Below are 16,011 nucleotides of genomic sequence, written 5' to 3' on the forward strand. Positions count from 1 at the left end.
TTGAAAGAGTTGAACACGAGAGAGTTAAAAGTTGTAGGTGTTCGTCGAGACGATCGCTTTTCACCTAATTCTGTGGAGAAAGATCGGCTGATTTTAGAGGCTGTCGGACACCATTTGGCTATGGATATGGTCGTAATAGATGAATCATTGCTCGATGAGAGTGTTGAAGCCGACATCATATTCTCTATGGCTCGCCTACCCAAGACGCTACAAGTGCTTCGCTTATTGGAGCAACGGGGAACTTTGGTTATTAATTCTCCGGTTAGTGTGGAGAACTGTTCGCGTACCAAACTGGAGCAAATGATGGCGGCAATGGGTGTTCCTATGCCGGAAAAAACGGGACGAAACGGTTATTGGTTGAAGCGTGGCGATGCCGCAGCACAACAAAAAAGCGATGTCGTCTATTGTCGAGATGCCGATGAATTGGCTGCTGCTAAGACTGAATTTGAGCGCCGTGGCATTACAAACTGGGTGGTGAGTGCACATGTTCTGGGCGATTTGATTAAATTTTATGGCGTTAGAGGAGGTTTTTTCAAGTATTATTATCCCAGTGATGATGGTATCAGTAAGTTTGGAGCAGAGGCGATTAACGGGCAAGCCCAGCATTATCCGTTTGCTCTAGACGATTTGAAAGAGACCGTGGCAAAGGTTGCTGATATTACCGGTTTGGCTGTCTATGGTGGTGATGCCATTGTTGATGCTACCGGACATTATTATATTATAGATTTTAATGACTGGCCTAGCTTCTCTCGTTGTCGCGAGGAAGCAGCTGCAGAGATAGCACGTTTGGCCGTCGATAATGATAGATAAAAGAAATGGAAAGTAGTTTTAAAGAGCTGTTACAGGCATCGTTTAAATCCCAAGATACCGAGGAGTGGTTGGATGTACACTTTACCCGTCCCATAGGACTGGTGTTTGCGCTCCTTTGGAATAAGTTGAATATCCATCCAAATGCAATTACTATCCTCTCTATTTTCTTAGGGATAGGTGCCGGATATATGTTCTATTTCACAGATTTGACGCATAATATCATGGGCGTATTGCTGTTGATGTTTGCCAATTTCTGTGATTCTACCGACGGACAGATGGCTCGTCTCACCGGTAAGAAGACTTTGGTAGGTCGTGTTTTGGATGGTTTTTCGGGCGATGTATGGTTTGCTTGTATTTATATAGCGATTAGTTTGCGCCTCATGAATGAGTATATGCCTTATACAGATGTCAAGTGGGGCGTATGGATTTGGCTTCTTAATATTGTTGCCGGGCTTGTTTGTCATTCTCCACAAAGCTCTTTAAGCGACTATTATCGTCAGATACATCTGTTCTTCTTGAAAGGTAAGAGTGGTAGCGAGCTAGATAATTATGCCAGTCAGCGTGCTGTTTACGAGCAGATGAAGCGAGATGGTAATCTCTTGGGACGCATATTCTACTACAATTATGCCAATTATTGCAAGAGTCAAGAGCGTCGTACGCCTAAATTTCAGGCTTTCTTCAAGCGTTGGCAAGAGCAGCCTAACGAGGTGGTGAGGCAAGAATTCTTAACAGGAAGCCGCCCATTGATGGCTTATACCAATATTTTGACTTTCAATACACGTGCTATTGTCATTTACATTACGTGTTTGTTGAATTGTCCTTGGGCCTATCCGTTGTTTGAATTGTCGGTGATGACCTGTCTTTATATCTATATGCACAGTCGTCACGAGAGCCTGTGTGGTCGGCTGACCGCTAAACTTGCTCAATAGTTATTTAATATTTTAAAGCGTAAAAAGATGATGGACGGGATAAAAGGATATATATTTGATTATGGGGGAACGCTTGATACTGCTGGTTGTCATTGGGGAAAAGTCTTGTGGTATGCCTATCAACGGCAGCAAGTCCCGGTGACCGAGCAGCAGTTTAGAGATGCTTATGTGCATGGAGAGCGTACATTAGGCAATAGTCCTATTATCAAACCGGACTTTACTTTCTACCGAACGCTTGATGTAAAGATTCGCTTAGAGATGGAATGGTTGTGCGAACATGGGGCTTGGGATGCTGATCTTGAAGCCTTTAACCGAGCACACGATGCCGTATTAAACGATGTTTACGAACTTGTAAAGCGTAATACGGCGCACAGCCGTGAGGTATTGACCCGCCTGTCAAAGGTTTATCCCATGGTATTGGTGAGCAATTTCTATGGTAATGTAGAAGTTGTATTGCACGAATTTGAATTTGAGAAATTCTTTAAGAGTGTGGTAGAGAGTGCTGTTGTGGGCATCAGAAAACCCGATTCACGTATCTTTAAGATTGGAGTAGAACGATTGGGGCTGAACACCGAAGACGTAGTTGTGGTAGGCGATAGCTTCTATAAAGATATAGAACCCGCACAGAAGATCGGTTGTAAGACCGTATGGTTTAAGGGAGAGGGGTGGACCGACAAGCAATATGACGAGTCGTTGCCCGACAAAGTGATTACTGATTTAGAGCAGTTATGAAAAGAATATTCAGGATATACATATTGTTAATAGGACTGTTGCTATTCTCTTCAGGAATAAAAGCGCAGATAACGGGTACCGTTACCGATGCAGCGACAGGCGATACACTGTTTTATCCCAGTGCATCTTACAAAGGACACCATATCGCAGTAAGTGGTAATGCTTCGGGATTGTACAGTATTGAGCGGCACGAAGGATGGGTATTGACCATCAGTGCAGTAGGTTATCAGCCACGAACCTTTATGATTAAGGCAAATACCCCGTCGGTATTGAATGTAAAACTGCGCGAGGATACGAAGACATTAACCGAAGTTGTGGTTAAAAGTAGTCGTGGTAAGTACTCTCGAAAGAATAATCCTGCAGTGGAATTGATGAGGCGTGTGGTTGCTGCCAAGAAGAAGACAGACTTGGATAATCATCCTTATTATCAGTATAATAAGTATCAGAAGATAACTCTAGCAGTCAATGATATTAAGCCATTAGACATAGATAGCGGTTTCTTTGCGAAGAAACAATGGCTCATAGACCAAATAGAGACGAGCCCATATACTAACAAACTGATTCTTCCTGTATCGGTAGACGAGACCGTTTCGCAGCATATTTATCGTAAAGACCCGAAGTCTGAGAAGGATATTATCACCGGTCAGAACTCCAATGGTATCAATCAACTTATCCAGACCGGTGATATTCTGAATACAGCCATGAAGGATGTGTTCACCGATGTCGACTTGTACGATGACCAAATCAGGCTTTTACAGTATCCGTTCACAAGTCCTATAGGTAAGAATGCCGTGTCGTTTTACCGTTATTATATAGAAGATACGGTCTATGTAGACCATGATTTATGTTATCATCTACAGTTTCTACCCAACAATCAACAAGATTTTGGATTCCGTGGAGAGCTGTATGTATTGGCCGATTCTACCCTGCATGTGAAACGATGTGAACTTACTATCCCGAAAAGAAGCGATGTAAACTTCGTCGAGAATCTACATGTAACGCAGGAATTCAAGAAATTGGAGAATGGCGAATGGGTGTTGAGCGTCGACGATATGTTTGTGGAGATGAAGCTAGCTAGCTTTCTTTCCAAGTTCCTCGTGGTGCGGACAACCCGTTTAAGCGACTATGCATTCGATGAATTGCCAAAACAATTGTTTAAAGGTAAGGGCAAGGAGCGGCGTGAGGCCAACTCTATGATGCGCGACGAAGCTTTCTGGAACAGGTACAGAGGGGTGGAATTGACAAAGAGCGAAAGTTCTATGGATGCGTTTATCCACCGAGTTGAGCAAATCAAAGGATTCAAATACATCATCTTCGGAGCCAAAGCTTTCATTGAAAATTTTGTTGAAACTGGCGATTTAAACCATCCGAGCAAGGTAGATATTGGCCCCATCAACACTATGTTGACCAAGAATTTCATTGATGGATTGCGTACTCGCGTGAGCGCACAGACCACTGCTAACCTGAATAAGCATTGGTTTGCATCGGGATATTTGGCTCGTGGATGGCGCAGTAAGAAGATTTATTACGAGGGAAATCTTACTTATTCGTTCAATAAGAAGGACTATTTGCCGCGCGAATTCCCCAAGCGTACCCTTACGTTTACCTCAGCTTATGATGTGATGTCGCCTTCCGACCGTTTCATGCAAACCGATAAGGATAATGTATTTACAGCATTCAAGTGGGCAAAGGTAGATAAAATGATGTTCTACAATCGCCAACAATTGAAGTTTGAATACGAAGAAGAGTGGGGATTGAAGACCACTATAGGTCTCAAAACGGAAGCCAATGAAGCTGTGGGACGTCTGTTTTTCGAGCCTCTTAGTGCGATTTCGGCCACTAATCCTTCTATGTTACCTACCTTGTCAGTGCTGGATGATAGTGAGGTTGGACGATATTTACACAACGGAAAGATTCGCACGACAGAATTGAGCATACAGTTTAATTTGGCACCGGGACGTACCTATATTAATACCAAGCAACGTCGACTGCCTATTAATCTCGATGCACCGGTATTTACCCTTGGCCATACGATGGGTATTAAAGGAGTATTGGGTGGTCAGTATAACTATAACTTCACCGAAGCTGGTGTCTATAAGCGCTTCTGGATGAATTCTTGGGGTAAGGTAGATGTGAAATTGAGGGCTGGAGCACAATGGAACAAGGTGCCTTATCCACTGCTTATCATGCCTGCGGCCAACCTTAGTTACATAGTACAAGAGGGAACTTTCAACATGATTAACAACATGGAGTTCTTGAACGACCGTTATGCGAGCCTCGATGTAAGTTGGGATTTGAATGGTAAGATATTCAATCGTATCCCTTTGCTGAAAAAGTTGAAGTGGAGAGAGTACCTTGGTGTGAAGACATTGTGGGGCAAATTGACCGACAAGAATAATCCATTGCTTGAAAAGAATGCCGGTGATCATGTTTTGATGGCATTCCCCGAAGGTACGTATGTGATGGATTCCAAACGGCCATATGTGGAGTTGGTGGCCGGTATTCACAATATCTTCAAGATTCTGCATGTGGAGTTCGTACATCGCATGAACTACAACAATTTGCCTACAGCAAAGAAAAACGGTGTTCGTTTCATGTTGCGTATGACATTCTAGAGGCTTTCTTAAAATACAATCAATATGAAAATATTCCTCGCAGACAGGCAAGATATCACCCGCGCAGGCCTCATGTATCTGATAGAGCGACTACCGGATGCAGACTATAAGTATATAGAGGATAAGGGAGAACTATTGTTGGGTTTGCACGAATATCCCGACAGCATTGTTATTCTCGATTATACGCTGTTCGATATTAATGATGGTGAGGAATTGGTGATTCTAAGCCAGCGTTTCAAACGAGTCCATTGGATACTTTTCAGTGAAGATTTGAGTTTGGATTTTGTACGCTATTTGATTGCAAGCGGCCCTGAATTCAGTATCGTTATGAAAGAATCTCCCTTGTCAGAGATAAAGACTTCGATAGATTATGCTATTCGGAAACAACGTTTCATCAGCCAACGTATGGCAGAGATGTTGCTGGCTCCGGTTCCTCAGATGGAAGAAAGAGTGAAGCTTACGAAGACAGAAACCGAAATATTAAAGGATATAGCGCTCGGTATGACGACCAAGGAGATTGCTGAAAAAAGGTTTTCCAGTTTCCACACCATCAATACCCATCGCAAGAATATCTTCCGTAAACTAAGCGTGAATAATGTGCATGAAGCCACTAAATATGCACTTCGGGCAGGCTTGATAGACTCTGCCGAGTATTACATATAATACTTTGATGTTGCTGCCAAGCTTTGGCAGCATTGCTGTCTCAATTAGTCTGCATTACAGTAAAGGCCTTACAGCATCGCTGCAAGGCCTTTGCAATTATTAGTAATGGATTCCTTGGAATCCTCATATTAATCTTTAGAACTGATTACAACGCTCGAAGAAGTTGATGGCTTCTAGTTCTTTGCGCATGGCATCTTCCTCTTCTGCTGTCATATTGCGGAATGGTTTACGATTAGGACCAAGGTCGAAGCCCATTAATTTCATGATACGTTTGCCTCCAACGATGTTTCCGCGATAATGGCAAATGACGTTGATGACCTCCTGAGCGAAGTTCTGATGTTCGCGAGCTGTCTCAATATCGCCCTTCTTCCAAGCGTCGATGATGGCTGTCAATTCGCGTCCATTGTAGTTGGTTGTACCCCCGATACCACCTTGAGCACCACCTTGAGCAAGTGAAGGCAGGATGGTTTCGTCCTGTCCGTGCAACATATCAAACTTACCGTTCTTATACAAGCGGCATTGGTTGTACTCATACAGGCTCTCAAAGGTATATTTGATGCCGGCGAAGTTAGGTATACGACCGTCTACAGCCTTCAATAAGTCGAGCATGGGGAGGAATGCTCCGTTGAAAGCAGGGATGTGATAATAGTAGAAAGGCAACTCCGGTGCAGCGGCAGCTATCTCTTCACAGTATTCTACTAGTTCTTCAATGCGTCCGATTTTAGGGAATGGAGGCGCCATAGAGCCGATACCGAAAGCTCCAATCTGCTGTGCATGGGCAGCCAATTCTCGGCTGTCGCGCAGACAGCAGCTTCCTACATGGACAATCACCTTGAATCCTTCGGGAGCTTCGGCAATCCATTTTTCGGCCAGTTGTTTGCGTTCTTCGGTAGTCAGCATGTAGCCTTCACCGGAAGAACCATTGATGAAAACACCCTTTAACCCATTCTTTTGCAGCATACGAGCATATGCTCCGATGGGTTCTAAGTTTACGTCGCCATTCTCATAAAACGGAGTAAATGGTGCGTCAATCAATCCAATAATCTTTTCCATATTCATAATTATATGTATGTTTTTATGTTTGAATCTGTTTTATTCTAAGTTGTCGGCCTTCGGTTTAAGGAAGATGAGCTGCAATAATAGGGCAGCCAACATGACCAAACTGAGCCAAGCAAAGCCTTCACCCAGCATTCCACCGTCTTTCCATTTGCCTAGTACCTGTGTCACGGCAGCTCCGGCAAACACACCGGTCATGTTCATGAGGCCGTAAGCAGTAGCACGATAACGTGAGGAAATGAACTGGCAAAGTATCGGCATGTTGTTGGCGTCGAACATTCCAAAGCCAATACCGAAGAGACAGCCGGCTCCGACGATGGCCAACAGACTATGTCCGTAGCCTAAAAGCAGGAGCGATGGGATGGTAAGACCAAGTCCGATGGCACTAGTATAGATGCGACCACGCAGGCATCGTTGCACCCATCGGTCGGATAAGATACCACCTAAGATGACTCCTAAGAACGAAGAAGCGGCTATAGTGATGGTAGAGATGGGGCCGGCTTGTTCCATTGAAATACCAAGATTGGTAGCGAAGAGTGTCGGTAGCCAGTTTTTAGTAGCCCAGCCCGGCAGACTTGGGGCTGCAAAGAAGAAGAGGATTATCCAAAAAGTCCATATAGAGAGGACGATACCTAGACTACTGAAGACTGAGGATATACCACGTTTTTGGCCTTCCTCGGCCGAAGCTTTCGCATGTTCGGGTTTCTCGTGGAGGAGCAACAATAGTACAACGGCGTAGGCAATGCCTATCAATCCGAAGCTATGGAAGGCTGTGTGCCATGTGAATAGTGAGGCTACGGCAGCACCGAAACCACCAATAGCCTGCCCCACATAGAGGCCGGTCATGTGGATTCCAATAGCTAGTGAGCGCGTTTTTCCATCGTGCCAGTCGGCAATGAGCGATAGGGCAGAGGGTATATAGAGTGCTTCGCTGATGCCCATGATGCCACGTAACCAGTAGAGAGTGTGGAAATCGTTGGCATAGCCCATAAGGAATGTGACTAAAGACCATACGAACAAGCTACCTACGATGAGCCATTTACGACTTACGCGGTCGGCAATGACGCCTGAGAAGGGGCTGGCAAGGCCATAGACCCATAAAAATGCTGCCATCAAAGCACCGAATGCCTCGGCACTATTGAGCTCGTGTATATCTAGCGACATAGCTTCCTGCATGGTGGAAAGCATCTGTCTGTCCATGTAGTTGAGTAGAGCTACAATCCATAGTAGGGCTACGACTACCCATGGATAATATTTCTTATTTGTCATTAGGTTTTGGTTTTATTAGTCAATGGGGCTTATTGGCCTCATCGATATTATTTAATCGTTATCTTGTAAATGCCTGTTGAGCGGATGCCCGGCTTGAGTTCGCCGCCAATCTCATAGAGATGAGTACCGTCGGTGAATAATGCTGCACCAGCACGAGCTGTTGCTTCGCTCTCTCCGATAGTTTTCCATTGTCCATCTTTAAACTGCATGACGAGTCGATTGAAGCGATACCATTCTACAGGATGGGTCATATAGCCCGGTTGGGGATGGTTTACGGCATTGAGGAATATGTCTTTGTTGACACCACCCATGGCGATAATGCTTCCATCGGACAGGGTTGTGGCACATCCACCACCTAGGAAAACGGTCTCTCCTGTGTTGTCGGTAGCAGCAGGGAGAGCAGTCCATGTGGCAGTATTGAAATCGTATTGCCAACCTTCTAAGCCTAATTGGGTGTCTTGAGCTTCCGTCCTTGGCGACGAACCGCCCCAAAGGCAAATGCTATTTTCGGCGAAGGCGCAAACTGGTTGTACGCGTGGAATTCCGGGAAAGTCGGGTAATTGCTGCCAACCTTTATCAAGTGCCGACAGTTCCAGCATCAATACGCGATTAGAAGCATGTCCGTTCCAGTTGCCACCTAGCACAATTAAACTGTCGCCAATGGCACATCCGGCATGATTGTCTAGCTTGGCAGGAAGTGTAGGAAGATTGGTTATCTCGGCTTTACCGCCTTTTAACGTGATGGCATAAGTGGTATTCAGGCTTGATTCTGCGTTGTTGCCACCGATACAATAGAGCGTTTCGCCCTTCACAATGCTTACGCCGTAAGCTATTGGGGTAGGGAGCTCTCCCACTTTTTCCCAAACGTTGGTATCAGAACCATTGACAGCTGTAGCGTAGATACCTTGATAGTATCTTTTTTCTCCTTTCTCTGCTGCTGGTCGTTCGGGGAAATTACATCCTCCGACCATAACAAGATGGTCTTGAATGAGTCCGGCAAAGCATGCCGATACTCCCTTTTCTATACCAGCTTCTGCAGTAGGAAAACCTTTTAATTGTTGGATATTCATCTGTAGCGTATATTGTTGGCTTGCTCCACACATCGATGTGAGGCAGGCAGTTAGTAATAACAAAATAAATCTTAAGGCCATGCTTCGTAGAAATCTTCTGTTTTTTCGATTTTAGCAAAGTCGCGTAAAAACTCGGCATAGCTCTCACATACAGCATTAGCAAACTTCTTTCCCTTTTCAGCCGTAGATAGGTGAGGGGCGCCAATGCCTGTATCATGCGATACCATATCCCACTGTCGGGGCATCCAAACGTTGCCAGTCTTCATCGCTTTGATGGCATAGCCACGGCTTTTGCCGTTCCCAGTCTCATCAAGACGGACAAGTTCGGGATGATAATGCATCATGACAGAGGTCTCAACCTCATCGGCATGGTCGCCCGGTGTGGTAAAAAAGTCTTTAGGATTGATATGATTGAACCAGTTGCTAACCGTTATTAAAAAGTTAGGATAGTCTATTGATAGGTCTCTAATCATGTTCTTGAAGTTGTTTCCGCCATGCCCGTTGATAATAAAAAGTTTACGGAAACCTTGATGATGGAGCGAACTTACGATGTCGGTGAGGATAGCTTTCTGCGTTTCATAGCGTCCGTGAATGCAGAAAGGAAGTTCGCGTTGTCCCAGATTTTGTGAACCTAGCGTGATAGGAGGCATTACCATACACCTTACATTATATTTCTGAAAAGCTAATTGGGCTGCGTCTGCGGCAACGGCATGTGAGAGAATACAGTCTGTCATGTAAGGTAAGTGCCAGTTGTGAGGCTCTGTTGCTCCCCAAGGCAACACGATCACTTCGTAATCTAAGTCTTTGGCAATGCCGTAAGTGGATACTGTTAAGTCTGTTTCTCTATTCATAAGAAGGTGTAGGTCAATGAGTTAATAACGTTCGTGATAAGATATGATAGCTTGAAATTGAACATAGGAGGATTGGAGTCCTCCTATGTTACGAAGTAATTACTTCTTAGATTTCTTGTCTATTTTTTCCCAATACTTCTTACCTTGAGCTTTGAGCTTCGCTGTGAAAGCCTTAGCTTCTGCGGCAGTCAGAGCTTCTTGCTCCGGACTAGCGAATGCATGGGCGTATCCTTTGACGTCGTTGGAGTGTCCACGAGTGAAGTCTGGAACTTCTACAGGAATGTTGCCGTTGTCCATAGAGATAGCGCCTAGTTCGGCGAGGCAGCACCATTCACCGAGATCATAAACGTCCATATCTAGTGGAAGACCGTTTTGTAGACAGTAAACTAAGCGACTATCCATGATAAAGTCCATACCGCCGTGTCCACCAACTTCCTTTGCTTCTTCGCCATACTTCTTGACTATGGGGCTAGTATACTTCTCTACGAGTGCTTGAGCATCTTTTGCCGAGAGGTATTCGTGTCCAGAGAGGTTGTCGGAAGAGGGAGCTACACCCGAACTTTGCATCTTCTTAGAAGATACAGCATAGCCTTCTACTGGGTATTTATTAGCAAATCCTTCAGTACCGGTGAGCTGATACATACGGTTGTAAGGCTGTGGATTCATGACATTGTGATGGATTTCCAACACTTTGCCGTTATCAGTACGAATCAGAGTAGTAGTGTGGTCGCCATTCTTGAATTCAGTACATGCCTTACCGGTAGCTTCTTCAACCTTCTTCTTACCATTAACCGACTTGGTATCCATGGCAATCAAGGTACGCATGCGGTCGCCACGGTGGATGTTAAGAACTTGAGCGATGGGGCCTAGACCGTGAGTTGCATATACATCACCGCGGAACTTTTGATTGTAATCAAGCCTCCAGCCAAGCTTGTCGTTAGCATCTTTTTTCCAGTAATATGACCAGTACGGACTCAAATCATGGCGATAAGCACCTTGAGTATAGAGTACGTCGCCGAATACACCGTGCTGTGCCATGTTCAAAGTATTCAACTCAAAGAAGTCATAGCAGCAGTTTTCCAGCATCATACAGTGGAGACGATTTTTCTCTGACAAGTTAATCAAAGTCCAAATCTCGTTCATGTTCATAGCAGAAGGTACTTCAATAGCAACATGTTTGCCATGTTCCATAGCGTATTTTGCAACGATGAAATGGTGTAACCAGTCGGTTGCAATGTACACGAGGTCAATGTCTTTGCGCTGACATAGTTCCTTGTAGCCCTCTTCTCCATAGTAAACATCGGCAGCAGGCATTGAAGCTTTTCTCAAAATGTTTTGGCATTTCTCTGCACGTTCTTTCTCATGATCGCACAAAGCCATAATCTGGATGCCGGGAATGTGAGTCCACCGCTCTACAGCACCGGGTCCACGCATACCTAAACCTACGAATGCTACACGTACAACTTTCAATTTAGGTGTTACCAAATTGATTACATCTTTTTGGCCTTCAGGGCGTGTAGGCACATCAGTCACGGCAGTACCGTTCTTAATGGTGTAGTGCCAGTCGAACTGTGCAAATGCTTGAACGGACCACATAGTTGCCATTAACGTGCAAATAGTGGCCAACATAAACCTTTTACTTCTTCTCATTGTGAGTTTCATTTTGTTTGGTTTCTAGTTTTTAACGGTAAATTATTTGAATTGCAAATATAGTAACTTTTGATAATATAGGCGAATTTATTTTGTTATTATTTTAATATCTTAATTGATTAAAATTTCATTGTGAGGCTGATTCTTTTTCGTTGGAAATCTACCTCTAATACTTTCACCCGTACATGCTGGTGTAAATGCACCGCTTCATTGGGATCTTTGACGAAATGATGGGACAATTGAGAGATGTGTACAAGCCCGTCTTGGTGCACGCCAATATCTACAAAGGCACCGAAATTAGTGATATTGGTAACGATACCCGGTAGTTCCATGCCTGTTTCCAAATCTTTGATGTCTTTCACTCGCTCGTCGAATTCAAATGTTTCAATCTCATTTCGAGGGTCCCGGCCGGGCTTTTCCAACTCTTTCATAATGTCGTTGAGTGTCGGTAGGCCTCTTTCGGCGGTGATATAGCGATTCAAATCGATGGTTTGTTGTATGTCTTTATGCTTGATAAGTTCTGCTACGGTGCAACGATTGTCCTTGGCCATGGCTTCAACAATGCCGTAACTTTCAGGGTGTACAGCACTGTTATCAAGTGGATTCTTACTGTTTGGGATGCGTAGGAAGCCAGCACATTGTTGGAATGCTGCCGGTCCGAGACGTGGAACCTTTTTTAATTCAGCACGAGTAGCGAAAGGACCGTTCTTCATTCTGTATTCAACGATGTTGCTAGCAAGTGTCGGACCGAGCCCACTTACGTATGTAAGCAATTGCTGGCTAGCCGTGTTGAGGTTGATACCAACCGTATTTACGCAACTTTCAATAGTTTGATCAAGGCTCTTTTTAAGTTGTGTTTGGTCGACATCGTGCTGATATTGCCCCACGCCAATGTTCTTTGGATCAATCTTAACAAGTTCTGCCAGTGGGTCCATGAGGCGTCGGGCGATGGAAACTGCGCCTCGAACAGTGACGTCTTCATTTGGGAATTCTTCACGAGCAACCTTTGATGCTGAGTAAATAGAGGCCCCATCTTCGCTCACAACATACACAGGCAAGTCTGAGCGATAAAACTCTGTGTGCTTGATAATATCGCTTGTCTCTCGGCTGGCCGTCCCATTACCAACAGCAATGGCCTCACATGAGAATTTCTTGGCGACTTCTGCGAACTGTTTCGAAGCCGAAAGTTGATTACCTTTGGGTGGTAATATGTCTACAACCGTGTGATAGAGAAGATTTCCTTGAGCATCTAGACAAACTACTTTACAGCCAGTCCGAAAGCCCGGATCAACTCCCATGACTTTCTTTTGCCCTAAAGGCGCAGCTAATAAAAGTTGCCTCAAGTTGCCCACAAACACCTTGATAGCCTCTTGGTCGGCCACCTCTTTGCTTAAAGCCGTAAACTCATTCTCCATAGCAGGTTTGAGTAGGCGCTTATAAGCATCCTCTACAGCCTTCTCAACGAGCTTTTGACATGCCCCAAAACCTTTGATATATAGTCGTTTTAAACCGCTCAAACATTCTTCGTCATCGGCCGAAATGTTAACTCGCAGAATCCCTTCGTTCTCGCCTCTACGCATTGCTAACAATCTATGACTGGAACAACGCTTTAGCGGTTCTTGCCAATCGAAATAGTCACTGAACTTTTGTGCTTCCTCTATATCTTTCTTTGTTTTGACCACTTTCGATGTAATGACCGCTCCACGGCGGTAAAGTGAGCGTAGTTGTTGGCGCGAACGCTCGTCCTCATTCACTGTTTCGGCGATGATATCTTGTGCCCCTTTGATAGCTTCTATACTGTTTTTGATGTCTCCTTTGACGAATCTAGTTGCGGCATGGTGGGGATGTTGCTCTCTTTGTAACAGGATAATAGTGGCCAAAGGCTCCAATCCTTGTTCGCGAGCTATTTGGGCTTTCGTCCTACGCTTGGGTTTATAGGGTAGGTAAATATCCTCCAATTCCGTGCCATCCCAACAATTGTTGATGCGCGACAGTAGGTCGTCGGTCATCTTCCCCTGCTCTGTGATGGTCTTACTGATGGTCTCTTTGCGTTTAACGAGTTCTTTGTATTTGTCATTTAGTTCGCTGATGGCAGCTATTTGCACTTCGTCTAATGAGCCGGTCTGTTCTTTACGATACCGCGAGATGAACGGGATGGTACAGCCCTCATCCAATAGTTGAAGTGTATGCTCGACACTTCTTGCAGATAAAGAAAGTGCTTGGGCTATGATATTTGTAAATAGATTCATGTCTAATTGTTTTTTATAGTATCTGCAAAGATACTTCAATGCAACAGATAAAGGGAACTTTCAAACTATTTATTTTGTAATATTATTATTTCAGCGTAACTTTGCAATATAATAAGGTGTACTAAATAATGATTTCAGTAGAAGGTTTGAAGGTTGAATTTGGTGTGAAACCGCTATTCACCGATGTTAGTTTTGTTGTGAACGATCATGATCGTATTGCCCTTGTAGGTAAGAATGGAGCAGGCAAGTCTACCATGCTTAAGATTCTATGTGGCATTCAGAAGCCCACTGACGGGACTGTCTCTGTGCCTAATGATTGCACGATAGGCTATTTACCGCAGGTTATGAAGCTGCAAGACGACACCACTGTGCGCGAAGAAACACGCAAAGCTTTCGCGAGTACGACCAATCTTCAGGCTCGTATAGAGAAGATGCAACAAGAGATGGCCGACCGCACCGACTACGAAAGTGAGAGCTATGCTGCCTTGGTTGATAAGTTTACGCAGGAGCATGAACGCTTTATGATGCTTGGAGGCGAGAACTATGAGGCTGAAATTGAGCGTACTTTAGTGGGCTTAGGCTTTGAACGTAGTGATTTCGAACGACCTACTCGCGAGTTCTCTGGGGGATGGCGAATGCGTATCGAACTTGCTAAAATCTTGTTACAGAAGCCTGATGTATTGCTATTAGACGAACCGACCAACCATCTTGATATTGATTCTATTCAGTGGCTCGAACAGTTTTTGATCCAAAGTTCAAGTGCTGTGGTACTTGTAAGTCACGATAGAGCGTTCATCAACAACGTCACTAATCGCACCATAGAGATTACATGTGGTCGTGCCGAAGACTATCGTGTTAAGTACAATGAGTACGTTACGCTCCGAACTGAGCGCCGAGAACAGCAACTTCGTGCCTATGAGAACCAGCAAAAGGAGATAGCCGACATCAAAGACTTTATTGAAAAGTTTCGTTATAAGCCCACGAAGGCTGTACAAGTGCAGAGCCGTATCAAGCAATTAGAGAAGATTGTGCCCATCGAAGTAGACGAAGTCGACAACTCTGCGCTCCACCTCAAGTTCCCACCATGCTTACGTAGTGGTGATTTTCCCGTTATTTGTGAGGATGTACGTAAGGATTATGACGCTCATACTGTGTTTAATCATGTTAACCTAACCATTCGACGAGGCGAGAAAGTTGCTTTTGTTGGCAAGAATGGTGAGGGCAAGTCAACGCTTGTTAAATGTATAATGGGCGAGATACCATACACAGGTAAGCTTAAGGTCGGACACAATGTGCAGATTGGTTATTTCGCTCAGAATCAGGCACAGTTGCTTGATGAGGAACTGACGGTGTACGATACGATAGAACATGTGGCTAAAGGCGAAGTGCGTCTGCGTATCAACGACATTCTTGGAGCATTCATGTTCGGTGGTGAGGCTTCTGATAAAAAGGTGAAATTCCTTAGTGGTGGCGAGCGTAGCAGATTAGCCATGATTCGCTTATTGCTCGAACCTGTCAATTTGTTGATTCTCGACGAGCCTACCAATCACCTTGATATGCCTTCTAAAGATGTGTTGAAAGAGGCTATACGTGCCTTCGACGGTACGGCTATCATTGTGAGTCACGACCGTGAATTCCTTGATGGATTGGCCGAGAAAGTATATGAATTCCGCGGTGGACAGGTGAGAGAGCATTTGGGAGGCATCTATGATTATCTGCAAGCATACCAAGCCGAGACCGTAGGAGAGGCTTTGCAAAATGCTTCGATGGCTGAACGAACGGTTTCAACTAAAGCAGATACAGCAGTTACTACCCCTATTCTGTCTAGCGGTAAAGAGAGTTACGCTGAGCGTAAAGAGCTACAAAAACGACTTAATAAAGCAGAAAAAGCCGTTAAGGAAAGCGAGTCGAGAATAGCATCCATGGAGAAGCGTATTGCCGAGTTGGATACTTTGCTTTGCGATCCGGCCAATGCTTCCAACATGGAGTTGGTTACTGAGTACACGGCAGTGAAGCGTAAGCTCGACGAAGAGAATGAGAAATGGTTGGAACTCTCCGAGAAATTGGAGGAATTGCAAGCATGATGATTAACGAATATATCAATAATCCAAATAACG

At 44.6% G+C, this 16,011-nt stretch carries 12 protein-coding genes; 6 read left to right on the forward strand and 6 right to left on the reverse strand.

The features are described from left to right. From HMPREF3034_RS01760 to HMPREF3034_RS01780, 5 genes are read left to right on the forward strand one after another with little or no spacing between them, the layout of a single operon-like run. Window positions 1-810 (forward strand): ATP-grasp domain-containing protein, encoded by an 810-nt coding sequence (locus HMPREF3034_RS01760; RefSeq protein ID WP_231725582.1) that lies wholly within the window; start codon window positions 1-3, stop codon window positions 808-810. 5 nt (window positions 811-815) lie between these two features. Continuing rightward, window positions 816-1,739 carry a CDP-alcohol phosphatidyltransferase family protein gene (locus HMPREF3034_RS01765; protein ID WP_062432665.1) on the forward strand — a complete coding sequence of 308 codons (924 nt, stop codon included), beginning with the start codon at window positions 816-818 and terminating at the stop codon, window positions 1,737-1,739. A 27-nt stretch (window positions 1,740-1,766) separates the two neighbouring features. Beyond that, a complete protein-coding gene (locus HMPREF3034_RS01770) occupies window positions 1,767-2,471 on the forward strand; it encodes an HAD family hydrolase (RefSeq protein WP_082721659.1) in 705 nt (234 codons plus the stop codon). Next, window positions 2,468-5,086 (forward strand): DUF5686 family protein, encoded by a 2,619-nt coding sequence (locus tag HMPREF3034_RS01775; RefSeq protein ID WP_036895826.1) that lies wholly within the window; start codon window positions 2,468-2,470, stop codon window positions 5,084-5,086. Before HMPREF3034_RS01770 ends, HMPREF3034_RS01775 begins: the two co-directional genes overlap by 4 nt. Window positions 5,087-5,110: 24 nt before the next feature. Further along, complete coding sequence (locus HMPREF3034_RS01780; RefSeq protein WP_036895823.1) at window positions 5,111-5,749, forward strand: response regulator transcription factor; 639 nt, start codon at window positions 5,111-5,113, stop codon at window positions 5,747-5,749. Between the two features lie 135 nt (window positions 5,750-5,884). Here the strand turns inward: HMPREF3034_RS01780 and HMPREF3034_RS01785 are convergent, their stop codons facing one another. The 6 genes from HMPREF3034_RS01785 to HMPREF3034_RS01810 form a co-directional block, all read right to left on the reverse strand. Then, window positions 5,885-6,802, reverse strand: coding sequence for a dihydrodipicolinate synthase family protein (locus tag HMPREF3034_RS01785; RefSeq protein WP_062432667.1), 918 nt, complete (start codon window positions 6,800-6,802; stop codon window positions 5,885-5,887). A gap of 39 nt (window positions 6,803-6,841) precedes the next feature. After that, complete coding sequence (locus tag HMPREF3034_RS01790; RefSeq protein WP_062432669.1) at window positions 6,842-8,074, reverse strand: MFS transporter; 1,233 nt, start codon at window positions 8,072-8,074, stop codon at window positions 6,842-6,844. 47 nt (window positions 8,075-8,121) lie between these two features. Next, on the reverse strand, window positions 8,122-9,225 hold the full coding sequence (locus HMPREF3034_RS01795) for a cyclically-permuted mutarotase family protein (protein WP_082721660.1): 1,104 nt from the start codon (window positions 9,223-9,225) through the stop codon (window positions 8,122-8,124). Then, the gene (locus tag HMPREF3034_RS01800) at window positions 9,216-9,995 is read right to left on the reverse strand and encodes a creatininase family protein (RefSeq protein ID WP_062432674.1); all 780 of its coding nucleotides are present in this window, start codon (window positions 9,993-9,995) and stop codon (window positions 9,216-9,218) included. Before HMPREF3034_RS01800 ends, HMPREF3034_RS01795 begins: the two co-directional genes overlap by 10 nt. 99 nt (window positions 9,996-10,094) lie before the next feature. Continuing rightward, window positions 10,095-11,600, reverse strand: a complete 1,506-nt coding sequence (locus HMPREF3034_RS01805; protein WP_231725583.1) for a Gfo/Idh/MocA family protein — start codon at window positions 11,598-11,600, stop codon at window positions 10,095-10,097. Between the two features lie 164 nt (window positions 11,601-11,764). After that, complete coding sequence (locus HMPREF3034_RS01810; RefSeq protein WP_062432676.1) at window positions 11,765-13,894, reverse strand: Tex family protein; 2,130 nt, start codon at window positions 13,892-13,894, stop codon at window positions 11,765-11,767. A 128-nt stretch (window positions 13,895-14,022) separates the two neighbouring features. Here HMPREF3034_RS01810 and HMPREF3034_RS01815 point away from each other — a divergent pair, with 128 nt between their 5' ends. Next, the gene (locus HMPREF3034_RS01815; protein WP_062432678.1) at window positions 14,023-15,978 is read left to right on the forward strand and encodes an ABC-F family ATP-binding cassette domain-containing protein; all 1,956 of its coding nucleotides are present in this window, start codon (window positions 14,023-14,025) and stop codon (window positions 15,976-15,978) included. The last annotated feature ends 33 nt before the right edge of the window (window positions 15,979-16,011 follow it).

It is taken from the genome of Prevotella sp. DNF00663 (assembly GCF_001553265.1).
In the GTDB taxonomy this organism is placed as follows: domain Bacteria; phylum Bacteroidota; class Bacteroidia; order Bacteroidales; family Bacteroidaceae; genus Prevotella.